General features: G+C 68.5%; 18 protein-coding genes and 1 pseudogene. 5 read left to right on the top strand and 14 right to left on the bottom strand.

The window, feature by feature from the left end; genetic code table 11:
* Positions 1-64 precede the first annotated feature (64 nt).
* From ACZ55A_RS20200 to ACZ55A_RS20190, 3 genes are all read right to left on the bottom strand, one after another.
* The gene (locus tag ACZ55A_RS20200) at positions 65-1,291 is read right to left on the bottom strand and encodes a cytochrome P450 (protein WP_468841674.1); all 1,227 of its coding nucleotides are present in this window, start codon (positions 1,289-1,291) and stop codon (positions 65-67) included.
* 272 nt (positions 1,292-1,563) lie between these two features.
* Positions 1,564-1,968, bottom strand: coding sequence for a hypothetical protein (locus ACZ55A_RS20195; RefSeq protein WP_468841672.1), 405 nt, complete (start codon positions 1,966-1,968; stop codon positions 1,564-1,566).
* 254 nt (positions 1,969-2,222) lie between these two features.
* Positions 2,223-3,452, bottom strand: coding sequence for a serine hydrolase domain-containing protein (locus ACZ55A_RS20190; RefSeq protein WP_468841670.1), 1,230 nt, complete (start codon positions 3,450-3,452; stop codon positions 2,223-2,225).
* 381 nt (positions 3,453-3,833) lie between these two features.
* Here ACZ55A_RS20190 and ACZ55A_RS20185 point away from each other — a divergent pair, with 381 nt between their 5' ends.
* Positions 3,834-4,559 (top strand): GbsR/MarR family transcriptional regulator, encoded by a 726-nt coding sequence (locus tag ACZ55A_RS20185; protein WP_468841668.1) that lies wholly within the window; start codon positions 3,834-3,836, stop codon positions 4,557-4,559.
* Positions 4,560-4,923: 364 nt separating this feature from the next.
* Positions 4,924-5,400: an SRPBCC family protein gene (locus tag ACZ55A_RS20180; RefSeq protein ID WP_468841666.1), complete on the top strand. Its 477-nt coding sequence runs from the start codon at positions 4,924-4,926 to the stop codon at positions 5,398-5,400.
* A 196-nt stretch (positions 5,401-5,596) separates the two neighbouring features.
* Here ACZ55A_RS20180 and ACZ55A_RS20175 read toward each other — a convergent pair whose 3' ends face one another.
* The 6 genes from ACZ55A_RS20175 to ACZ55A_RS20150 form a co-directional block, all read right to left on the bottom strand.
* The gene (locus tag ACZ55A_RS20175; protein WP_468841664.1) at positions 5,597-5,854 is read right to left on the bottom strand and encodes a hypothetical protein; all 258 of its coding nucleotides are present in this window, start codon (positions 5,852-5,854) and stop codon (positions 5,597-5,599) included.
* A 293-nt stretch (positions 5,855-6,147) separates the two neighbouring features.
* Positions 6,148-7,404 carry a cytochrome P450 gene (locus tag ACZ55A_RS20170; RefSeq protein ID WP_468841662.1) on the bottom strand — a complete coding sequence of 419 codons (1,257 nt, stop codon included), beginning with the start codon at positions 7,402-7,404 and terminating at the stop codon, positions 6,148-6,150.
* Positions 7,401-8,009, bottom strand: a complete 609-nt coding sequence (locus ACZ55A_RS20165; protein WP_468841660.1) for a GTP-binding protein — start codon at positions 8,007-8,009, stop codon at positions 7,401-7,403. Before ACZ55A_RS20165 ends, ACZ55A_RS20170 begins: the two co-directional genes overlap by 4 nt.
* Positions 7,987-8,349, bottom strand: a complete 363-nt coding sequence (locus ACZ55A_RS20160; protein ID WP_468841658.1) for a DUF742 domain-containing protein — start codon at positions 8,347-8,349, stop codon at positions 7,987-7,989. The genes ACZ55A_RS20165 and ACZ55A_RS20160 overlap by 23 nt, the downstream gene beginning before the upstream one ends.
* Positions 8,346-8,780: a roadblock/LC7 domain-containing protein gene (locus ACZ55A_RS20155; RefSeq protein WP_468841656.1), complete on the bottom strand. Its 435-nt coding sequence runs from the start codon at positions 8,778-8,780 to the stop codon at positions 8,346-8,348. The genes ACZ55A_RS20160 and ACZ55A_RS20155 overlap by 4 nt, the downstream gene beginning before the upstream one ends.
* Positions 8,777-10,072, bottom strand: coding sequence for an ATP-binding protein (locus ACZ55A_RS20150; RefSeq protein ID WP_468841654.1), 1,296 nt, complete (start codon positions 10,070-10,072; stop codon positions 8,777-8,779). Before ACZ55A_RS20150 ends, ACZ55A_RS20155 begins: the two co-directional genes overlap by 4 nt.
* A 717-nt stretch (positions 10,073-10,789) precedes the next feature.
* Between ACZ55A_RS20150 and ACZ55A_RS20145 the strand changes: the two genes are divergently transcribed.
* Positions 10,790-13,891, top strand: a complete 3,102-nt coding sequence (locus ACZ55A_RS20145; RefSeq protein ID WP_468841652.1) for an NB-ARC domain-containing protein — start codon at positions 10,790-10,792, stop codon at positions 13,889-13,891.
* 185 nt (positions 13,892-14,076) lie between these two features.
* On the opposite strand, the gene ACZ55A_RS20140 is transcribed toward ACZ55A_RS20145, so the two are convergent.
* From ACZ55A_RS20140 to ACZ55A_RS20125, 4 genes are all read right to left on the bottom strand, one after another.
* Positions 14,077-14,628, bottom strand: coding sequence for a DUF742 domain-containing protein (locus ACZ55A_RS20140; protein ID WP_468841650.1), 552 nt, complete (start codon positions 14,626-14,628; stop codon positions 14,077-14,079).
* Positions 14,629-14,710: 82 nt separating this feature from the next.
* The gene (locus ACZ55A_RS20135) at positions 14,711-15,154 is read right to left on the bottom strand and encodes a roadblock/LC7 domain-containing protein (RefSeq protein ID WP_468841648.1); all 444 of its coding nucleotides are present in this window, start codon (positions 15,152-15,154) and stop codon (positions 14,711-14,713) included.
* Positions 15,155-15,188: 34 nt separating this feature from the next.
* On the bottom strand, positions 15,189-17,978 hold the full coding sequence (locus ACZ55A_RS20130) for a sensor histidine kinase (protein WP_468841646.1): 2,790 nt from the start codon (positions 17,976-17,978) through the stop codon (positions 15,189-15,191).
* Positions 17,979-18,402: 424 nt separating this feature from the next.
* Positions 18,403-19,770, bottom strand: coding sequence for an L-lactate MFS transporter (locus ACZ55A_RS20125; RefSeq protein ID WP_468841644.1), 1,368 nt, complete (start codon positions 19,768-19,770; stop codon positions 18,403-18,405).
* 667 nt (positions 19,771-20,437) lie between these two features.
* Between ACZ55A_RS20125 and ACZ55A_RS20120 the strand changes: the two genes are divergently transcribed.
* Entirely contained in the window at positions 20,438-20,680 is a 243-nt protein-coding gene (locus tag ACZ55A_RS20120; RefSeq protein ID WP_468841642.1) for a DUF485 domain-containing protein, read from the top strand.
* Positions 20,677-22,272, top strand: coding sequence for a solute symporter family protein (locus ACZ55A_RS20115; protein ID WP_468841640.1), 1,596 nt, complete (start codon positions 20,677-20,679; stop codon positions 22,270-22,272). Before ACZ55A_RS20120 ends, ACZ55A_RS20115 begins: the two co-directional genes overlap by 4 nt.
* A gap of 132 nt (positions 22,273-22,404) precedes the next feature.
* Here ACZ55A_RS20115 and ACZ55A_RS20110 read toward each other — a convergent pair.
* Positions 22,405-22,788: pseudogene (locus ACZ55A_RS20110) on the bottom strand (AAA family ATPase); the annotation flags it as partial.
* Positions 22,789-23,064: the final 276 nt, after the last annotated feature.

Raw genomic sequence — 23,064 nt, 5'->3', positions numbered from 1 at the left:
AATGCTCCACACGACAGGCCCCAAAAGCGCGTTCCCGCATAGGTGACGGGCTCGGCCGACAGTTTTACCGGGCCGCTTCCGTCCAGGTGACCGGCAGTTCGTGGACGCCGTAGATATTCATGTCGGTCCTGAGTCTCACCTCGCCGGCGGGGACGGCGAGCTCGAGGGTCGGGAAGCGACGCAGCAGTGCCTCGAAGCCGGCGCGCATCTCGATGCGGGCCAGTTGCTGGCCCAGGCATTGATGGACGCCGTGGCCGAAGGACAGATGACCGCGGGCCTTGCGGCGGATGTCCAGGGTGTCGGGGTTGTCGAAGCGCTGGGGGTCACGGTTGGCGGCCAGCAACGAGACAACGACGGTCGATCCCTTGCCGATTGTTTCGCCGCCGAGTTCGAGGTCCTCCGTGGCGTAGCGATAGAAGATATCGGCAACGGACAGGTAGCGCATGAGTTCCTCGACGGCATCCGGCATCAGATCCGGGTTGGCACGCAGTTCGGCCATTTGCTCGGGGTGCTCCAAGAGCGCGAAGGTGCCCAGGCCCAGCATGTTGGCGGTGGTCTCGTGGCCCGCGAGCAGCAGCAGGAAGGCGATGCCGGTCAGCTCCTCGATGGTGAGGTCGTCATGGCGGGCCAGGTCGGACAGGATGTCTTCGCCGGGGGTGGCGCGTTTGCGTGTGACCAGTTCGGCCAGGTACGTGGTCAGTGCGCCGTAGGCGGCCATCTTCTCGTCGAGCGACACGTCCTTTTCCATGAACTTGGCGGAGTTGACCTGGAAGGTCTCCCGGTCCGCGTAGGGGACACCGAGCAGTTCGCAGATCACCAGCGAGGGCACCGGCAGCGCGAACTCCTTGACCAGGTCGACCGGCGGGGTAAGGCGCGCCAGCTCGTCCAGTTGCCGCTCGGCGATATCGATGATGTGCTCTTCGAGCTGTTTCATGCGCTTTACGGTGAAGGCGCCGGTGAGCCTGCGCCGCAGCCGGGTGTGGTCCGGCGGGTCCATGGCGATGAACAAGCCCGGCACCTGCGGGGACGGTTCGGTAGCGGCGGGCATGCCGGGGGTCTCGTACGGCACGTGGAGAACGCCGATGTCCTGGCGGGAGCTGAACCGGGTGTCGGCCATGAGCTGGCGGACCGCGTCGTAGCCGGTGACGAGCCAGCCCTCGTGGCCGTCGGGGAAGACCAAGGGACTGACAGGGCGAGCCTCGCGCAGCTGGGTGATTGGGCGGGGTGGGGCGAAGGGACCCGCATCGCGCTCCATGGGGAGGCCGTGCGGAACGGGAACCGTTTGACTCATCGGACTTCCTTTCGCGGCGGTGGCGGCGGCCGCAACCGCCGACGGACCTGACACACGACTGACACGGCTCTGCCCCGACCATGCCGGGGGCAGGTCGGTGTCAGGGCGTGTCCTGTGGGTGTCTGTGGATGGTTGATGATCGTGGGGTGGCGCGTCGGGGCGAGTTGACCGATGTTGCGTGGCAGGCGAAACGGACGGCCGCGTCATCGGCGAAGACCGACAGGATCTCGATCGCGGGGAGCCCGGCCGGACAGTCCCGGCCGCCCATCCCGTCAAGCGGCGTCGAGGGCCTCGGTGATCTTGCGGGTCATCTCAGCCATGGTGGGGCTGGGCTCGCCCTTGTGGGCCCGGGTGGCTGCTTCGATGGCGACGATGACGGTTCTGCGGAAGATGTCGGCCTCTGCCGGCTCCTGCTTCTTGAGCAGGCTCATCGCTGCCGTCAGGGCCGGCAGTACCTGGTCGGCGATTCCGGCTACGGACTTGCCGTTCAGCTTCAGGCCCTTGGGCTTGGCGAGCACGTGCCCGACCAGACCGGTCGCGGAGGCCAGGGCGATGGAGCCGTCGGTGGCGACCTTGTGGGGCGAGCCGGTGGCGTCAGCGGCGGACAGCAGCTCGACGGCGCCGTACGCGGCGGTGGTCAGGGTGAGCTTGTCCTGGTCGGTAAGGGTGAGGGACATGGTGGTGTGCTCCTTTAAATCTGTTACGAAAGCCAACGGAACGGACGGATGGTGGAATGCGGTCCTGTTGATGCCCGGGTATCTCGATTGCTCAGGTCGGGTCGCGCGAGGGGACCGCACCCTCGGGCGATCCCGGCCTTAGGCAGACAGGGCCAAGACCCAACCCCGGCGGAAACGTTGATGGTTCGGCCGCCAGGGGCTGACCGTCGGGGGTCGTGGGTTGCAGGCGGGTCCTACCAGGGGCGGGCTCGGTGTCAGTCGTCGATCGCTTGGTAGAGCGTGGTCCAGAAGTCGTGGATGAGCCGCGCCGGATCCGGAGTGGACAACCCGACCTGGGTGAGCAGGATTCCGGTGAGCTGGTTGTCCGGGTCGGCGTACGTCGAGGTGCCGGTTCCGCCGTCCCAGCCGAACTGGCCGATGGGCGCGTAGTCGCCGCGATAGGTGCGCACCGCCATCCCGAAGCCCCAGCCGCCTTGCTGCCCTTGGCCGAACGACACCTGGACGGCGTTGCGGGCCAGGGCGGATCGGGTGGCCTCCTGCTCGGGGGTGAGGCAGTTGGTGGTCATCAGCTGGACGGCGGGCCGGGACAGGATCCGTTCGGTCCCGTGCGTCCCGTGATTCAGCAGCATCCGGAAGTAGGCGTGGTAGTCGTCGACGGTGGAGACCAGCCCACCGCCGCCTGCCTGGAACGCCGGAGGCGCGCTGTACTGTCCGCCCACCGCCTCGTCCCACACGTTGAACTCTCCGGTCTGCGGATCGGGGGCGTAGCTGGGCGGCAGCCGGTCGATCTTGTCGGTGGGCACGTGGAAACCGGTGTCCTTCATCCCCAGCGGATCGAGGACACGTTCACGCAGGAACGTCTCGAACGGCCGGCCCGTGACCCTCGCGACGAGCACGCCGAGCACGTCGTGGCTGAGGTGGTACTGCCAGTGCTCTCCGGGCTGGCGCATCAGCGGCAGCGTGCCTAGGCGGCGCATCCACTCGTCCGGCTCGGGCAGCGGCTCCGCGCCCTGGCTGAAGACGCCCCGCTCGAAGAGCGCGTTCATGATCGGCGAGCCCAGCGCCGTCAGATCTATGCCGAGCCCGAACGTGGAGGTCAGCAGGTCCCGTACGGTGATCGGCCGCCGCGCCGGCACGGTGTCGTCCAGCGGGCCGTCGATCCGCTTCAGCACCCGGCGGTCGGCGAGTTCGGGCAGCCACTGCTCCACCGGATCGTCCAGCCGCAGCCTGCACTCGTCGAGCAGGACCATCACCGGCGCCATCGCGACCGGCTTGGACGTGGACGCCATCCGGAAGATCGTGTCCCGCCGCATCGGGGCGCCACCGTCATGGCGCATCGTCCCGATTGCTTCGACGTGCGTCTCACCGCCCCGGCTGACCAGGGCGACAAGCCCGGGAATCTTCCCGGACTCGACATGCCGTGCCAGCACGTCGCGCAGTCTGCGCAGCCCTGTTTCGGAGAAGCTGCTGTTGCCCTTTCCCATCATCAATCTCCTTGCGTAAGTGTTCGATCTGCGAGCCCCGTCCCGGCGTGGCGCTCATGGCTTCGATGAGCGACGCACGGGGGTCGGGGGTGAGCTCGGTCATGGGGACTCCTTCTGTGGCGCCACGGCACCCCGCCAACGTTTGGGAATCACTGAACCGTCCGCGACGCTACATTGCGTTCACTAATCAGTCAACATACAAAGGGATTCATGTATCCAGTCCTGCTTGGCAAATAGGCCTTGCGTTGCAATGAATGTGAAGCTGAATGCAATGGGCGATCACGACTCGAATTGCAATGAGCTGCGTGTGAACGCATACTTTGCAGCGGGGTGTGCGGGCGCCGAGCTTCGCGCGAGTCGACAGATAGGGGACGACCACCGATGCCCGGAGGCAGGCTGACCAGCCAGGATCGGCAGCACATCGCTGCGGGGCTGGCCGAGGGACTCGGATACACAGAGATCGGCAGGCGCCTGGGGCGGCCCGCCTCGACCATCATGCGGGAGGTCACCCGCAACGGCGGACCCGACGATTACGGCGCGGATCGAGCACACGAGGCCACACGGCATCGTGCGCGCCGAAGCAAGCAGGCTCAGCCTCCGGCGCCGCCGGTCCCTGACAGCGGCCACGGGCGTGACCCCCAAGCAGTCCAGGACTTCACGGAGTCCTTCACCGCTCTCCTCGTTCAGCAGGGCCTGCCCCGGATGACGGCCAGGGTGCTGGCCTGCCTGTCCACCACCGACTCCGGCACCCTCACCGCCGCTGACCTGGTCCAGCGGCTTCGCATCAGCCCTGCCTCTGTCTCGCACGCCGTCACCTTCCTCGAACAGCAGGGACTGCTCAGGCGGGAACGAGCTAGCGGCGCGCGCCGCGAACGCTATGTCATCGACGATGAGATCTGGCTCCGGTCCCTCCATGCAGCTCTGCAGATGAACGACGCCCTGGTGGCCGCATCGCAGCGCGCAACCGAGATTCTCGGGGCCACAACCCCGGCGGGCGCCCGCTTCGAGTCCTCCGCCGAGTTCCTTCTCCTCGTGAGCGAGTCCCTCCGACAGGTCATGGAGCAGTGGCGGCAGAACCGGGCCGCCCGCCCCGCCGGGCGACAGTGATGATCTCTCGCTGCTTTTGGTGAGGGTCCAAGGAGCTGTGCGTGTAGGCGTGCAACTGGAGGTCGCTGGGTGGGGCTGTGGGGCCGAATTCCCTTGCCTGGCTTGGGAGGTGTCGTCACGTCCAGGCTGCGGGTGGCGGTCAGGCGGATGTGGTCGGTGTGGCGTGTCGCAGGATGCAGATGAGCGAGACTGCCTCCCCGGCCCTCGAAACTTGACCCTTACGAGCCCGCCATCGGCGGCACGGGTGCGGGTTCCGCCCACACGACCGATGAGTTCCGTCTCGTCGCGTCGTCTGCATTGTTGGGAACGTCCACCCTCGCGCCTGCGGGAGGCCCGAGATGAGATGACAAGGAGCGTGCACGCCGTGGACCAGGAGAATGTGAGCGCCACCCTGACTGTCGCCGTGCCCGCCGCGAGGGTGTTCGCGGTGCTGGCGGACCCGACGACCCATTCTGCGATCGATGGCACCGGCTGGGTTCACGAAGCTGTCGACCGGGCGCCGCTGACCGAGGTGGGGCAGATCTTCCGGATGGACATGTACCACGCCAACCATCCGAACGGTGACTACCGGGTGGCCAACAAGGTCCAGGTGCTCGACCCACCGCGCGCCATTGGCTGGCTGACGGGGCAGGAGAAGGGCGACGGTCACCTGGAGTTCGGCGGCTGGATCTGGCGTTACGACCTTGCGCCGCTCGGTCCGTCCGAGACTGAGGTCACGCTCACCTACGACTGGTCGGCGGTGCCGCAGTCCATCCGGGAGTACATCCAGTTCCCGCCGTTCGGCCCTGAGCATCTCACCAACTCGCTGCACCACCTGGCCGAGCTTGTCTCCGGTAGGTGATGCCGTCGACCAAGGTGACCATCAGTACCGGAGCCCTCGGATGCAGACGATACGGGCCGGCGCGAGCGCTTCCGCATGGACGGTCTCGTCGATGGACGCCCCGCGCTGGTCCGCCGGTTTCTGCGGAGCCGTCGGCAGCCCTCACCACTCGATCCGCGCCGGTGTCACGACAAGCCGCTCGCCAACGACACCGCGATCAGGAAGTGACCCTGGCGGTCAGCCCGTAGTCCAGCTCTGCACCATCGACGAGCAGCGCCTCGACCGTGCGCGTGCTGGGGTCGATGTCGGCCACGATCCCGTGCCCGGCGTAGCGGGGGTAGCCCGAGGCGCCCATCTCGCCTGTCGCCTCGACGACCGCCGATCGTACGGCTGAGTCCTCCACGGAGGCACCGCCCCTGTCCTCAACATGTTCGGGGACCAACAAGATCGTGAAGCGCTGCGGCTGTCTAGTCACGCTCTGAAATTTAAGTGCCTGTGGCAGCACCGTGGGACAGGCGCGCGGTATCGGAGCTGCGCCTGCGGGCGTTCCCCGAAGATCTGCCGTCGGGGAACAGGGCTGGTACCCCGGCTCGCGGGCAGCCCCTGTATGTGGCGCGGAGGCGTGGGTGAGGACACCCGCCAGGTCCGCTGCCCGTCCGCGCACCGCCCCGGACGCCGGGTCTTCGTCTCCGGCAAGCGCAAGCAGAACACCATCAAGGCCACCACCATCGAGGTCGACGAGGGCTGCGTCGTCACACCGGAGAGCGTTCAGCCCCGTCGGCCGATCGGCGGGAAGCGGACGGGCAGGCCGGCCAGAGCCCGGTGGAAGGGGCCCTGCCGCCATTCCAACTTCTCGACCGGGATTTCCAGTTCGATGTCGGGGAGCCGGTCGAGGAGCTTCTCCAGGGCGACCGCGGCGATCACGCGGGCGGGGCCCTTCGCCGGACAGGTGTGCGGGCCCGCGCTCCACGCGAGGTGCGCGCGGTTGCCGGTCCGGCGTTCGCCGCCGAGGCCCGGGTCGGTGTTCGCGGCGGCCAGGCTGATGAGGATGGGCTCACCCTCGCGGACGAGGGTTCCGTCGAGCTCCTGGTCGTGGAGCGGGTAGTGGACGGCGTAGTTCGCCATCGGGGGGTCGGTCCACAGCACCTCGTCGATGGCGTCCTCGACGGGCATGGTGCCGCGTGCGAGATCACCGGCGAACCGGTCGTCGGACAGCAGCAGCCGCAGGCCGTTGCAGATCAGGTTCAGCTGGGGCTCGGTGCCCGCGCCTATGAGCGCCACCAGCTGGTGCGTCATCTCCTCGTCGGTCAGCGCGGCGGGATGGGCCATCAGCCAGGACGTCACGTCCGGCCCCGGCTCCGCCCGCTTGAGTGCCACCAGCTCGGCGACGCCCTCGGCGAGCACCGCGTTCGCCTTCTCGGAGCCGGCGTCGGCGTCGAAGATCCCGGACATGCCCTCGACCAGCTTGTCCCCGGTGGCGGGCGGGCAGCCGAAGAGCTGGTTGAAGACCAGCAGGGGCAGGACGGCGCTGTATTCGTGGAGGAGATCCGCCCGCCCCTTGGGGCCGATCCGGTCGATGAGGGTGTCGGCGCTGTGCTCCACGTAGCGCCTGAGCGCGTCGGGGTCCACGCGGCCCAGGCTGTCGGTGATGGCGCCGCGCAGTCGGCCGTGCTCGTCGCCGTCGGTCCACAGGGCGTTCGGCCGGTACGTCATCATCGGCACGACCGGGCTGTCCGCCGGCACCGTCCCGTCGGCGAGAGCCCGCCATCGGCGCGGGTCCTTGGAGAAGCGCTCCGGACTGCGCAGTACCTCCAGAGCGGTGTCGTAGCCGACGACCAGAGAAGCGCGCACGCCGGGCGCTATCTCCACGGGCGCGACGGAGCCGTGGGCGCGCAGTCGGGTGTACGACGCCATGGGGTCGGTGGCGAACTCCGGGCCGTACAGCCGCTCCACCGTACGTGCGCCGCCGTGCGCCGGGCAGCCGAGAGGAGGCGCCGCGTCGTGTGCGGGCCGCGGTGTCGTCATCCTTGCTCCTGAGGGGTGCGGGTCTGGAGGTACTCGATGAGGGAGATCAGCGCTCCGGCACCGGACGTGGCTTCCCGCGCGTCGCAGGTGACCAGGGGGGTTTCCGGGAGCAGGTCGAGAGCCTCGCGGATCTCCGCCTCGGGGAACACCGGCGCGCCGTCGAACTGGTTGACGGCGACCGCGTACGGCATGCCGTGCTCTTCCAGCAGGCCCATGATGTCGAAGGACTGGTCGAGCCTTCGGGTGTCCACCAGCACCAGTGCGCCGAGAGCTCCGTTCAGCATGTCCTTCCACAGCTGGGTGAAGCGCTTCTGCCCGGGGGCGCCGAAGAGATACAGCACCAGAGACTCGTTGAGCGTGAGGCGGCCGAAGTCCATGGCCACGGTCGTTGTGGTCTTGCCGGGGATGCCCGTGAGGTCGTCGACGAGCTCGCCGGCCTGCGTCATGGTCTCTTCGGTGCGCAGCGGCCGGATCTCGGAGAGGGTGCCGACGAACGTGGTCTTGCCGACGGCGAAGTGGCCGACCACGAGGATCTTGATCGCGGTCGTGACCGTGTCCGAGACGTAGACCGGGTCGACCGGGTCAGAAACGGGAGCGGAGCCCATCCAGCACCTCCTGCAGGAGTCGGGCGTCGGGCAGTTGTGCCTTGGGGACGGGAGGCCGGATGTGGACGTGACCGCTGTCGACGAGGTCGCTGAGCAGGACCTTGGTGACGCTCACAGGCAGAGCGAGATGTCCGGCCACTTCGGCGACCGACAGCGCCCCGGGCCGGCACAGTTCGATCACACGCTGCTTCTCCGGGCTCAGTCCGTGCGGGGGACGGTCGTGCACGGCCGTCACCAGCGCCACGAGGTCCAGTGTGTTGCGTGTCGGATGGGCGCGGCCCTCCGTGACGACGTACGGCCGTACGAGTCCTCTGCCACGCCGGGGGCGCGGCGGGGTCATGCCGTACCGGAGTCGTCCGGCCTGCCGGGTACGGAGTGCTGCCGCGGCAGACTGGTCAGCTCCTTGCCCAGCCGGTCGACCAACTTGTGCATGCTGTAGGTGACGGCTTCCATGTCGACGTCCCGGCCGGCCGAGACCGCCAGATACGCGCCCGCGCCGGCGGCCACCAGGAAGACGTACCCGTCGACGAACTCGACCAGTGTCTGCTGCCACGGCGAGGTCTCCCGCCCGCAGAACTCGGCGGTGCTGTGACTGATGGACTGGAGTCCGGACAACGCCGCGGCCTGCCGCTCGGCCTCGTCGCGCTTGATGCCCTGGGAGTGGGCGCGGAGCATGCCGTCCGCGGAGAGCAGGATCGCGTGGCGGGCTTCCGGGACCTTCAGGACCTCGTCGAGCATCCATCCGAGTTCGCTGGTCATCTGGCCGGTCATTCCTGGGGGGTTCCTTCGGTGTCGGGGGAGGAGTCGCGGCCGGAGCGGGTGCCGCGGGCGAACGCGCCCATACGGGAGGCACTCTCGGCGGCGGGGCGGACCAGCGCGGGTTCGGAGGCCGGGGCCTCGGGGCCGCCGTCGGCAGCCTGATGCTGCTGCGTGCGTCGGCGGCGCTTGGGCAGGCCACCCGTGGTGGACGACGGCGCTGCCTCCGCTTCGGGCGCGCCGGGGGATGCCGGCTCCGGGGCGGGCGGCGTCTCGGCACCCAGCGCGGGGATGGGCGGGCCCATGAAACGCACCCGGTTGAGGAGCGCGTTGGGGAGAAAGAGCACGGCCCGCACACCGCCGTACGGGGACTGCGTGTCGACCGAGACGCTGAATCCGTACCGGGCGGCGAGTGCGCCGATGACGGCGAAGCCGAACTGCGGCGGGACACCGAGCTTGTTGATGTCGATGTCCACCAGGCCGGACAGACGCCGACCGGCTTCCTCGGTTTCGCGCGCGTCCATGCCGATGCCGGCGTCGTCGACGACGATGCTGACGCCGTTGTGGGCCGGCTGGATGCCGACTTCGACAGTGGTGTTGGGCCGGGAGTGCCGCGCCGCGTTGTCCAGCAGCTCGGCGACCGCGAGGACGACCGGCTCGACGGCTCGGCTCACGACGTCCATGTCGACGCGCGAGTGCACCTTGACGCGTCGGTAGTCCCGAATCCTCGATGTCGCACCGCGTACGACGTCGAGCAGCGGTGACGCGGCCCGCTGCCGTCCGGGCCACGAGCCGCAGAGCATGGCGATGGCCTGCGCCCTCCGGCCGAACTGCGCATTGGCGTGGTCGACCTCCAGGAGGTCCCGGAGCACATCGGGGTCGTCGTGCCGGTCCTGCATGTCGGAGATCGACACCTGCTGCTCGTTCGCCAATGCCTGTAGGGCGCGCATCGCCGCCTTCAGTGCCGCCTTCGCCGACCTGTCCGCCCGGGATCGCGTGGCCTCGGCGGCCCCGGTGAACTGCTCGACGATCTGCTCCAGGTTCTTTCCGTACGTCGTTCCGGCGAGATCCGCATCGAGAGGCCCGGGCACGGGTGCGCTGCCGTGGGCCGCCTCGACCAGTGCGGGAAGCCGAACTTCGGAGAGGTGCCGGACCTCCTCCTCCCGGGCGATCAGGCCGGCTTCGTGGATCGTCAGTCGACGGCGCAGGGCGGCGGTGATCCGGTATTGGCGTACCAGCAGCGACGCTCCGGCGAGCGTGACCGCGGCGAGGCACCAGAACACCGCGTCCGGTATGTGTTGTGTCATCAGGTCCTCATGAAGGGGGAGTACGACAGGCGCGGAGGCAGCGGGACATGCGGGGACCGGCTCTGATCACCGGGCCGCAGCCTGTCGGCGCCCGGCCCACCGAGCTGTTCCCTGTCAGGGCAGGGAAGCTGCACCGGGGCGGTGTACCGCGAAGCTCCACCCGAAGGTGATGGCCGGTCAGCCCGTGTTCTGGGCCTTCGAGCGCTGTCGGAGCTGGGCACCCGCGACTCCTTTGTCCTTCGTCCAGGGGAAGGCGAACTCCGGGTCCCCTTCGGTGGTCCGCGCCTCAGGTGAGGGCGTTGCCGGCCCTTGGCATTGCCACGCTCGAATGCGTATTGCCGGTAGGTGTTCGGCAATGCCGACCGATGAACGGAAGTTTTGCCCCGGCTCAGCGCGACGTCAAGGGTTGTGTGGCTGAAACCCGTATCGTTACCGGTGACCGACAAATGCCTCACAAGCGCCCGGCGTCGAGATCCCTGGAGGCAGTGCGGGCACGCCTACCAGCCCGCTTGTTCGAGCCCGCGGGGTAGGTGACACTTAGGAGTGATGGCCAGTCAGTATGGGACTCACAACGAGTTCCGAGGGAACGCGTGGGGCCCTGTCGTACAGGCACGCGACATCAGTAGCGTCGTGATCCACGAGGCTCGCCAAGCCTCTCCGCCGCGGTACGTCAACATGGCCCCCAGGCCACCGACGCCGTTTATCGAGCGGGCGGACGTGGGTGAGCTGCTTGTCAAAGCCCTCCTGGACGGACAGGACGTGGTCCTGTGCGGGGCGGGCGGCTTCGGCAAGACGACCCTTGCGAGCTGGGCGTGCCAACAGGTGAGCGATCGGTTCGGCGGGGGCGTGCTGTGGGCCGAACTCGGTCGGAAACCCGACGACATGCGGATCGTCAGAGCCCTCACTGCCTGCACGGAAGCGCTCACCGGGTCGCCACAGGGTATGTGTGTCAGCCCTCGTTCGGCAGCCAGCGTATTCCGGGCCAATCTCCCGGACCGCCCGGTGCTGCTGGTCGTGGACGATGTATGGAGCAAGGCCGATCTGGAGCAATTCGCTGCCGCCGGTGAACAGGTCACCTTGCTGGTCACCACCAGGCGCGAGGGAGTGCTCAACGGAACGCAGCTCGTCGTGGATGCCATGAGCGACGCAGAGGGGGCAGCATTTCCTTCGTTGGGCGTCGCGAGAGCCGGCGAACTACGCAACCGGGTCGGGAACTCGCCGCTTGCGCTGGCCATGCTCTCCGGCATCGTGGACAACTTGGTCGACAGTGGCCGCCATGCCATGACCGTCACCGATGCGGTGAACAGACTCGCGGCCGAGTTGGACTGCCAGGGCGGCATCACGGCGGCGCTGGACAGGATGTCGGACGCCGATGTACCCCGGCGGATAGCCAGGACCCTGGAGCTCAGCCTCACCGACCTGGCCGAGAGCACTCCCGGGGGAGAGAGCAGCCGGGACCGATTCGTCTCCCTCGCCGCCTTTCCGGACGGTGAGACGATTCCGTATCGGCTGCTCCAACGCCTGTGGGACATGGGCGAGGTGGAGACACGCACCGAGTGCGGCCGGTTCATCAGCCGTTCCCTGGCCACTGCCCCCAATGCCGACGGGCTGCGGCTTCACACCATTACCCGGCAGGCGCTGCGTGGCATGGAACCGGGGCGTATGGCCCGCGCCAGTGCCCACCTCCTCGACGTCCTGCGCCCGGCGTCAGGTTGGCACGCCCTGCCCGAGGCAGACGGCATCGCCTACCACTTGGTCCAGGCGGAGCGGCTGGACGAACTCGCGTCCCTGCTGCGCGACATGCGTTTCCTCACCGCTCGCGTCACCGCATCGGGCCCGATGGCGCTCGAAGCCGACCTGGCCCTGTACTCCGCTGCTCGCGAGGGCGATGGGTACACCCGCGAACTGATGCGGTTGCTCGGCCAGGAGGGGCATTTGCTGGCCGAGGGCGGCTCCGCCCGGATCGACATCGCTCTGACGCTGGAGAGCCGGTTGATCAGTCGCCCGGAACTTACCGACGAGGTCTGCCATATCCAGGAAGCCCGGCCAGGGCATGGTCTCGTAGCCGTACGTCCTCTTCCAGACCGCGACAGTGGGGCTCTGCTGCGGTCGTTCGCGGCACGCGGGTCCGGCACGTACCACACCATCGACTGGCATCCGGCCGGCGGCCTCCTCGCCGGTGCCGGACCCGGCACCCTCGAAGTCGTCGATACGAGCGAGGCCGGTTGGCAGCGGCTGTGGTCCCGGCCGATTCCTGGCGAATTACTCAGAGATCTTCGCTGGAGCCCCGATGGCGAGCATCTCGCCGTCTGCACGGACAACGCCCTTTTCATCCACCGTGCCGCGAACGGAGCAGAGACCGCCAGGCTCTCCGCGCGATGGCCGACGTTCGCTTGGTCACCGGACTCCGCCTCACTTGCCGTCTCCTCCGACACCGGCGGCGTACGGCACTGGGTGCTGGAGTCCGCAAGCCGCCCGAGGCTGCTTCCGGGAAGCAGCAGCACCGAACTCCAGGGCAAGGTGACTGCCCTCGACTGGCACGGCGAACTGGGGCTGCTCGCCCGCGTGCGGATAATCGACGGAGACAGGTACGCGGTACGACTGGAACGCTGGACGAACCCCTGCGGGATGCGGCTTCCCGAATCCTCAGGACACTTTCCCGGCCGGGAGTACAGCCCGTCACTGAGGTGGAGGCCGGGAGGCCGCACCGCCGCGCTGGACGTTGCTCATACAGCCCTGATTGTGGATCCTCTGACCGGGCAGATCCTGTGGCGACAGAGGGACTGCGCGCCCGGCGGCGTCCACTGGGCCCCGGATGGCAGGCATGTGGCGGTGCAGGGCCGTGACGCTGCCATAGCGCTGTGGCGGGTGCCTCCCGATCCGGAACTGAGGCAGGGTGCGTGTCCCGAGCAAGCGGCGCGCATGGAACTCGGAGCATCCGTAAGCCGCACGAGTGGCGACCGTCTCGCGTGGCGGCCCGACGGCAAGATCATCGCCACCGCCAACCGTGACCGGGTGATCAAACTATGGCGACCTGACCGAATCGAGGGTGAGACGACACGACGCACGCCGTGTCTCATGCGCGTGCTCTGGGAGCCCAGCGGCCGCACGGTGAAGGTGCAGACGGTGGAAGGGACATGGCTCTCCCTGGACCCGTGGGATCCGCGGGCGGGCCATGGTGAACCCGCTTCCCCGCCCAGCAGTCAACTGGACCTCGTGAAAATCGGTGAAGGGTCACCGAACCGCGCGGGCGTCGTGGAACTCGCGCCTGACGGAAGGACGTACGCGGTCGGGCGGTCGGGCGAGCCGTTGCAAGTGGCCACATTGAACGGTGCCCCAGGAACCGGCCTGTCCCTGTGGCCACCCGTCGAGTGGGCGAACTGGTGCAGTGTCTGCTTCACACCCGCAGGCGACAGAGTCCTCGCCGTGACAGCTGACAGCGACGGCCGGAAGGCGATCATCCATTGGCGTCTGACCAGCGCGGGCCAGCAGTACCAACGCAGCATGCTCCCTCCTCGCCGACGTCAGCGGCAAGCCACGCCACCGGCCACTGGGGCCCAGCCACGGAGACCCTCGCTCGGCTGGGTTCGTCGGATCACCTCAAGCCAGACGCACGCGGCCCTGGTCGCGGACCCAGGTCTCGTCGGGCTGTACGACCTCTCCGGCATGCGGCGCATCTGCTGGATTCGGACCAACGCGTACCTGACTGACGCAGCCTTCGCACCCTCCGGCAAGCACCTTGCCGTCGTCGGCGGAGCAGGACTCTATCTCTTTGCCGTCAAAAGCAGCGGGCCATCAGATGCCAGGCGAGGCATCTGATGGCCCGCAGGATGCGGGTGACCGCCCGTGCGGGGACGCCGGTTTCCTGGGCCCCCGCGACTCGCCAGTTCCGGCGCGGCCCAGTACCTCCGGCAGCCGATACCGGCCGGTCGCCCGCGCCGACGTGAGGCGGTCTACGGGCCCCGGTACGTCCGTCCGCCCGGTAGCCCGCGAACGTGTGTCACCTAGAGCCGCCGCAGTCCGCTCAGTACCCGCTCCATCAGCGCGCGGTCCGGGGTGGTGCCGTTGGTGGTGGCGGTCTGGTGCACGGTGATCAGTCCACGATCCGCCATGTCACCGAGCAGCACTTTGGCCACCCCGAGGGGGAGTGAGAGCAGCGCGGCCACCTCGGCCACCGATACCGGCTGTCCGCACAGCCCGATCACCGCGCGGTACTCCGTCTGCGCGATGGCGGTGGAGCGGTAGCCCAGTTCGGTGGCCGTCACCAGGGTCTCGATCTCGAAGTGGTGGTTCGATCTGGTGCGGCCGCCGGTCCAGGTGTAGGCGCGGACGATCGAGGCCGCGTACTGGTCGGTGTCCTGGTGCTGGTGCTGGTGCTGGTGCTCTGGCGTCCAGGCGCTGAGCGGGTCTGGGGGCGGAGCGACCTCCGGGGAGGCCGGCGCCGGATGGGTCGGCGGGGGGTCCGTCTCGTGGTGAGGCGCGGTCCGGGGCTGGTCGCCGGGTTCGGAGCGTTTCCGCCTGCGTCGTGCGTTGTCCCAGCTGAACGCGTTGAGCACGTCGGCGAATGTCTGGTCGTCCTCCGGCCCCTGACCCTCCCGAGGGGGTCCGAATGGGCCTCCACCGGTGCTCATGGTCGCCTTATCCGGGCTGCTGAGCGGCGGCTTGGTTCAGTTGGTGCAACTCGGCGCGTAGTTCCGGGGTCAGGATCTCGCCCACCTGGTCGACGAGCACGGTCATCTCGTAGGCGATCTGCCCTATCTCGCAGTCCGGCGCTGCCAGCACCGCGAGGCACGAGCCGTCCTTGATCGACATGAGGAGCATGATCCCGTTCTTCATCTGTACGACGGTCCGCCGTATGTCACCGGTCTCGAAACAGCTCGCGGCGCCCTGGATCAGGCTGACAGCGCCTGCGGCGATCGCGGCGAGCTGCTGGGCATGGGCATCCGGTATGCGGTTCGACGCGGTCAGCATCAGCCCGTCGACCGAGACCACCACGGCGTGTGCCACGTTGGGCACGCGCTCGGTGAAGTTGGTGACCAGCCATCCGAACTGGCTCACCTGTCGGAGCTGGGGTGCGGTCATGGGAGGTTCTCCTGCCGGGCTCGTCGGGGTGCTGTCACGTCTCGTCGGGGCGAGCCTGACGGATTCCTGCCTGGTAGCTGTTGAGGAATCCGCGGGTCCGGCCGGCGTCCTGGCTCGCGGGTACGTCGCCGGCGCCACCGGCGGGCGGTGCGGCCAGCCCCGGTGCCAGGTTCGCGCGCGGCACCCGCTTGGGCAGTCCGGCCCGCGTGTGGTTGGCCGTCTCCGCGGCGCTCGTTTCCGCATCGCCCGTCGGCTCGGTCGCGGGCGGCCGGGGCGGTGCGGCGGGTGTGGACGGGCCCGCGGTGGGCTGGGGGTGCGGGGTGTCCAGGGGCTCTGCCGCGGGCGGGCGGGCCGACCCGGACGCGAACCAGGAGAACCCGTCGGTGTTCTTTGACGTCTGCGGCTCGGGCGCGTTCGCGGCGGGCGGCGCGGGTGGGTGTGCGAGGTCCTGAGGGGTGGCGCCGGACCACGTCGGTGTGGCCGGCTGGAACCACGAAGTCTCGGCGTCGCGTGGGTCTGTGGGCCCGGACGGCGTCTGCGGCGCGGGCCGGTGCGTGGCGTCCTGGAGGGCATGGCCGTTTAGGGGTGTCCCGTTCGATGAGCCGGTGTCGGTGACGTCCGGCGCGTCCTCGGTGACCGGTGTGGGCGGGGCTGTGGCGGACAGGTCCGCGTACGCCCCGGTGTCGGCCGGGCGGTCCGGCTCGGCGGCGCCGGCGGTGCGCTCAGGGGCCGTGGTGGGGTCGTCGACGCGGGCTGTGGCGGGCGTCCGGCCATCGCCCCGGCGCGGCGACGTGCCCGCGGTGACTGCATGGGGCGCCTGGAGTGCCGCCACCCGTGAGGCGGGCTTGGTGGCCGGCGTACTCAGCAGGGTTCCCTCTCGGACCAGATCACTTGAGGCGTCCGCCTTCACCAGCTCAGCCGGTACGAGTACCAAGGTGCGGAGGCCGCTGCCCTTCTGGTCCATCGTCAGCTGCACGCTGATGCCGTGCCGGGCTGCCAGCCTGCCGACCACGAACAGGCCCATCTGCCGCGAGGTGGGCACGTCCGCGGAGCTGCCCGCTGCCACCCGCCGGTTGGCCTCGGCCAGTTCGGCGTCGTTCATCCCGATGCCCTGGTCCAGGATGTCGATCAGCACCGATCCGTCGCGCCGCCAGGTGCTGCCGATCACCACCTGGGTGTCCGGCGGGGAGAAGCTGGTGGCGTTGTCCATCAGCTCGGCGACCAGCCGCGCCAGGTCACCGGCCGCGTACCCGATCACCTCCACGGGCGCCGGGAGTTGCACCACGGCGCGCTGGTAGTGCTCGATCTCGGAAACTGCGGCCCGCAGTACGTTGCCCAGCGGCACGAGCTGATCGAGGCGGCGGGCCAGCTCGCTGCCGGAGAGCACCAGCAGGTTCTCGTTGTTGCGCCGCATCCGGGTCGCGAGGTGGTCGAGCTTGAAGAGGCTGGCCAGCTGGTCCGGGTCCTCCTCGTGCCGTTCCAACTGCTCCATCAGCTGCAACTGGCGCTCCACCAGGCTCTGGCTGCGCCGGGAGAGGTTGACCAGGGTGTTCCGCAGATCGCTGCGCAGCGTGGCCTGCTCGACCGCCAGCCGCACGGCCTGGCCGTGTACCGCCTCGAAGGCCCGCGCGAGCTCCCCGAACTCCTCGGTGGTGTGCACCGGCACCGACTCGACCGCTGCGTTCGGCATATGGCCCTCGCGAATGTTCGCGACCGCGGCCGGCAGCCTGCGCTCGGCCACGTCGAGGGCGGTCGAGCGGAGTACGACCAGTGACCGCAGCAGGTAGCGGCCGATCAGCACACCGATGCCGACGGCGAGCAGCAACACCGCCAGCAGGATCACGGACGCCGCGCCCGCCCGGTCGCTGGTTTGGTCCTGTAGCTCGGCGGAGACCGTGCGCAGGTCGTGAGCAAGCCCGAGTTGTGCCTTGTCCATCAGCTCGCCGGTGCGCTCGGAGCTGACGTTCCAGTCCTTGACCGGGATCTCCCACGAAGCGCCCTGCCCCGGGTCGTCGGACACCTCCGGCTGGGACAGCGCGATGTCCACCAGTTGGGCGCGCCGCTTGACGGCCGAGCCGGTCACGGTTTCCGCGTAGGCCTTCTCCTGCACGGGGGTGGCCAACGCCCGGAAGTCGGCGAGCTTGTCCCGCAACCTGGTGTCGGAGTCCTGTAGCGCCCGGCTGAGCTCCCGGTCCCGCAGGCCGCCGCGCCTGGCCGCCTCCCGCATGATGACGTGCTGGAGGCCGATCTGCTCCTGGGCCACCTCCAGGTCGTACGACGCGGTCGCCGGCCGGGAGAGCTGGGGGTCGCCGAACTGGTTGACCAGGGCCTGGTCCAGAGCCAGCACGCTCTTGATGACCGCGCTGTACTGCTGCGCGGCGCTCCACGCCGCGATGCTGCCCGAGTTCACCCGGACGCGCAGCGCGGGCAACCGTCGCAGGAACGTGCCCGCCTCGTGGTACTGGGTCTTTGAGACCTGGTCGAGGTGGCAGTGCTTGGTGGCCGTGCGCCTGACGGACGCTTCGGCGTCATCGACGGCGCGCGCCTGCCGCCGGAGTGCGGCCTGACCGACGGGCGTGAGGTCGCCCAGGTGCTCGGCAGACAGGGTCCGCTCCTGCCGCAGTCCGCCGATCAACGACGTCAGGCCGCCCCGCAGTTCGACCAGCTGCTGGATGTCCGCGTACTCCTCCGCGCGTGCGACCTCGCGCTGGATCTGCACCACTGAAGAGGCGACGCCGAGCAGCGCCGGCACCGCCAGGACGGCGGCCAACTTGACGGGCAGCCGCCAGTTCCGCCACTGCACGACGGCGGACCACTGCGGCACCCGGCGCACCCGCGGGCACGCATGCCTTGCCGGGGTCACGAGAGATGTCCCCCGCCCCGGGACCGGTGGCCCCGCGCCAATACCTCACGAGGTTCTTTCGCGCTGCGGAGCTCTCCTGGGAGGGAGGCCATCTCCCGCGCAGGTACCTCGTACCCCGGCACCACTCGGGGCCGTACCGCGAGCGCTTCACCCCCTCGCACCGTCTCGGCGAGGCCTTCCGTCGGACCGAGCCCACCACGCACTTTTTGGAATCCCTACTTCAGTTCACGAACAACCGGCGATTCGTCAGGGCCCGTCCGTACCTGCACCGTCGCTACGCGCTTTTGTCACCCAGAGCCGTGCCACGGCGACCAGGACTCCGGAACACGTTCGCGCCGTCGGCCTGTGGGGCCTGATCCGGATCAGTCATCAGTTCACCGTGGTTCTAGGCGTTCTTGGCCGGGACGGGGTCGGACTCGCTGCGGACCGCCGTCTCGGGCTCGTGGAACTTCGGATTGACCGCGCGCACCAGTTCGTTGGCCAGGAATCCGACGACGAGCAGCGCGATCATGATGGAGAACGAGAAGGTGTACATGCCCGGCCCGGTGTGCCCGGCACGCTGCCTCATATCCGCGATGGCCTCCACGATGGCCGGCCCCGCAACTCCGGCAACCGACCAGGCGGTCAGCAGCCGACCGTGGATCGCGCCGACCTGGTACGCGCCGAACAGGTCTTTCAGGTAGGCGGGGACGGTGGCGAATCCCCCGCCGTAGAAGGAGAGGATCACCATGGCGGCGACGATGAACAGCGTCACGCTGCTGTTCTTGCCGAGCAGCAGGGTCAGATAGAGCAGAGCGCCGACGCCCAGGTACAGCCGGTACACGTTCTTGCGGCCGATCACGTCGGAGACCGACGACCACAGGATCCGGCCGGTCATGTTGGCCAGGGACAGCAGCGCGACGAACCCGGCGGCGGCTGTCACACTGACCGGGCTTGCCGTGTCCCGGAAGAAGTCCTGGATCATCGGCGCGGCCTTCTGGAGGATTCCGATCCCGGCCGTGACGTTCATGCACAGCACGACCCACAGCAACCAGAACTGCGGCGTGCGCACCGCGTTCCTCGCGGAGACGTTCGCGGTCGTCACGAGCCGCCTCCCGGTGTCCTCGCCGGGCTGCCAGCCGGCCGGCCGCCATCCCTGGGGCGGTACGCGCACGAGCATCACGCCGAGCGTCATGAGGGCGGCGTAGGTGACACCGTGCACGAGGAAGGCCTTCGCGATCCCACCCGTGTCGCTGCCGAAGGCGGAGAGCATCTGCGTCGACCAGGGCGAAGCGATCAGTGCGCCGCCGCCGAAGCCCATGATCGCGGTGCCGGTGGCCATGCCCGGCCGGTCGGGGAACCACTTCATCAGGGTGGACACCGGCGAGATGTAGCCGATGCCCAGGCCTGTTCCGCCGACGAAGCCATAGCCGAAGACCACCAGCCAGTAGGAGCGGGTGGCGACGCCGAGTGCGGCGATCAGGAATCCGGAGGAGAAGGCCACCAACGAGACGAGCATCGCCCAGCGCGGGCCCCTGCGCTCGACGAGGGTGCCACCGAAGGCCGCGGAGAGCCCCAGCACGAGAATGCCGACCTGGAACGGTAATGCGCTGGCCGCCCCCGAGATATGCAGGGCGCTCTCCAACGGTAATTTGAAAACGCTCCAGGCATATACCTGACCGATCGACAGGTGGATCGCCAGCGCAGCCGGGGGGACCAGCCAACGATTCCACCCTGGTCGCGCGATGATGCGGGAATGCTCAAGGAGTCCCACCGGCGGGTCTACCTCCCGGGTCTGGGCAGCCAACATAATTGAATCGCGAATTTCCTGGATGTATGTCCAGCGGTCGAGCGGTGGCGAGTGTAGGGCAACTGATCGCCCGTGCCAATGGTTTGACGTGTTCTGCTGCCGGGTGTCCGACGTTTGCCGGAGGGGACCGCTCCGCGCGTAGGGCCCGCTTTACGAGCGACGTTGACCATCGGCGATGCCTGGAGAGAGAAGCTCCTCGGTGATGGCTCGTCAGAAGCTGCCTGATGCACCCAGACAACGGGTAAACGGGCTGAATGCCCCGGGAACCGGGGAGAACCGTCAAATACCCCGTGGCGGGCCACAACCAGTCAGTAACGACCAGCCCATAGCGGGCCGCGCGCTACCGGTCCCCCCGCCTTTGACTGCACCGGGCGGGTCGCTACACTCCCTCCCTCAGCGGTAGGCGGACCGGTCAACGCGCCGAAACCTGGAGGGACTTATGACGAGAGACATGCAGCCTCCCGCTCCACCCCCATCGACGCCGGCCGTCGGCCTCGGAACTCCGGGCCCATTTTCGGAAGCCGGCGACCGGCCGTTATGCGACCCCACCGGCGAGCCCGACTTCGCGGCAATCCAGGCCAGCCCGGAGTTCGCCCGGCTCCGTCGGCGACTGCGGCTTTTCGTGTTCCCGATGAGCGCGCTCTTCCTCTGCTGGTACCTCACCTTCGCCCTGTTCTCCGCCTACGGCAACGAATTCATGCGGCGCAAGGTGGCCGGCGAGGTCAACGTGGGTACCCTCTTCGGCCTGGCGCAGTTTCTGACCACGATCACGATCGTGGTGACCTATGCGCGCTTCGCCAAGAAGCGGCTCGACCCCCAGTCCGACCGGATTCACGAGCTGGTGCGGGCCGACGCGGAGGCCGGCAGGAAATGAAGGTGCTGATCGCAGCCGGTACGACCGGCAGTCCGACGCTCAATGTGACCATTTTCGTCGTCTTCGTCTGCATCACCTTGTTCGTCGTCTACCGGGCCAGTGGCAGCAGTCCCAGCGCCTCCGACTACTACGCGGCGGGCAGTGGTTTCAGCGGGATGCAGAACGGCATCGCGCTGTCCGGCGACTTCCTCTCCGCGGCCTCCTTTCTCGGAATTTCCGGAGCGATCGCCGTCCATGGCTACGACGGATTCCTCTACTCGGTCGGATGGTTGGTCGCCTGGCTGATCGCCCTGCTGCTCATCGGCGAGCGGCTACGTAATACCGGCCGGTTCACGATGGGCGACGTGATGGCCTTCCGGATGAAACAGCGCCCGGTGCGGGCGGCGGCGGCCAACGCCACCCTGGTGATCACGTTCTTCTACATGCTGGCCCAGATGGCCGGCGCCGGCGGTCTCATCGCCCTGCTGCTCAACGTGCACAGCAAGGGCGGCCAGGCCCTGGTCATCACGGGCGTCGGCGTCGTCATGGTCTTCTACGTCCTGGTCGGCGGCATGAAGGGCACGACCTGGGTGCAGATCATCAAAGCCACCCTGCTGCTGCTCTGCGTGACCTTCATCAGCGTCTTCATCCTCGGCAAGTTCGGCTTCAGCTTCTCCGGCCTGCTGGAAAAAGCGGCGCAGAACAGCCCGTTGGGCGAGCGCCTGCTGGAACCGGGCGGCTGGTACGGCCGGAACGCGATAACCAAGCTCGACTTCGTCTCGCTCTCCCTGTCGCTGGTCCTCGGCATCGCCAGCCTTCCGCACGTGCTGATGCGCTTCTACACCGTGCCGGACGCCAAGGAGGCGCGCAGATCGGTGGTGTGGTGCTCCTGGTCGATGTTCACGTTCTATCTGGGCATCCTCATCGTCGGATACTCCGCCACCGCACTGGTGGGTTCGGAAAAGATCCTCAACGCCCCGGGCGGGGAGAACTCCGCGGCACCCCTCCTCGCCTTCCGCATCGGCGGCACGCTGCTGCTCGGCGTGGTCGCCGCGGTGGCGTTCGCCACCATCCTGGCGGTGGTCGCCGGCCTGACGCTCGCCGCTTCCGCGTCGTTCGCGCACGACGTCTACGCCAACGTACTCCGGCACGGCAAGGCAGACCCGCGGTCCGAGATACGGGTCGCCCGCCTGACGGCAATCGTGATCGGCTTCCTGGCCATCATCGGCGGCATCGTGGCCAACGGACAGAACGTCGCCTTCCTGGTGTCGCTGGCGCTGGCCCTCGCCGCGTCCGCGAACCTGTCCACCATGCTCTACTCCCTGTACTGGAAGCGGTTCAACACCACGGGCACGCTGTGGAGCATCTACGGAGGGCTGGTGTCCGGACTGGTGCTGATCGCCTTCTCCCCGGCGATTTCGGGCTCGCCCACGTCCATCGTCCAGGGAGTCGACTTCCACTGGTTCCCGCTCACCAACCCGGGCATCGTGTCGATCCCCCTCTCCTTCCTCTGCGGCTTCCTGGGCACGGTTCTCAGCAAGCACCCCGCGGACCCCGACAAGCAGGCGGAGATGGAGGTAAGAGCACTGACCGGCATCGGCGCCAAGCGCTAGTCGGCACGTCAGGAGGGGTGCGCGGCGGGGCCGGCTCGTAGCGGCTGATCGTGAGCATGGCGGGGTCGCCAGCTGCGCAGGCTGGTCCGCCCTGCCACCAACTCGGAGGGAAGCAGGCCCCGTGCGGCCGACTCACGAGCTCGTCAGGATGACGAGTTGCTGGGCGCCCGGGTCATCGCGACATACCGGTCGACCGCTTCTTCGCTCCTTGTCGACGTCCCCTTGTCGACGTCCTCGACCGGACGCGGGACGTCGTCCGGAATCTGCCAACTCCGATGTCACCAGCGCCGATGACGCAGGCGATCCCGTCAGCATCATGACCTCTTCCGGTGCCCGGTAGTTGACGCTCCGGGAGGCCAGGTTGATCCGGTCGAGCCCGATTCGCTCAAGACGTTGTTGCCACGACTCCGTGAACCCGTGCCTGGCCTTGGCGCGGTCCCCGACGATGGTGAAGCTGCGGGGCGGGCACGGGAGCAGCAGCATCTGCCACTCCGCGTCGGTCAGTTCCTGAGCGGCGCTTGTCGTAGCGAGTGGCCACGGGCTCGGTGCTGCTTCAGCCGGTCGACGGCTCGTTCAACGGTGTTGCGTTTCTTGTACCGCGCTTCTTCGAAGCCGGGTGGTCGTCCGCCGCGTGAGCCTTTGCACAGGCGGGCGCCGGCGGCGGATCGGTACGAGCGCCCGCCGCGTGCTCAGGATCCCGTCGATCGCCTGTCGATGGTCCCGCCACCGGCCGCAATGCCTGTCACTGACCGTCAGAAACGGCCGCAGCCAGCCCCACTCGGGATCACTCAG

Source organism: Streptomyces sp. NPDC034111 (genome assembly GCF_055575375.1).
This window is presented reverse-complemented; position numbering and strand designations above follow the sequence as displayed.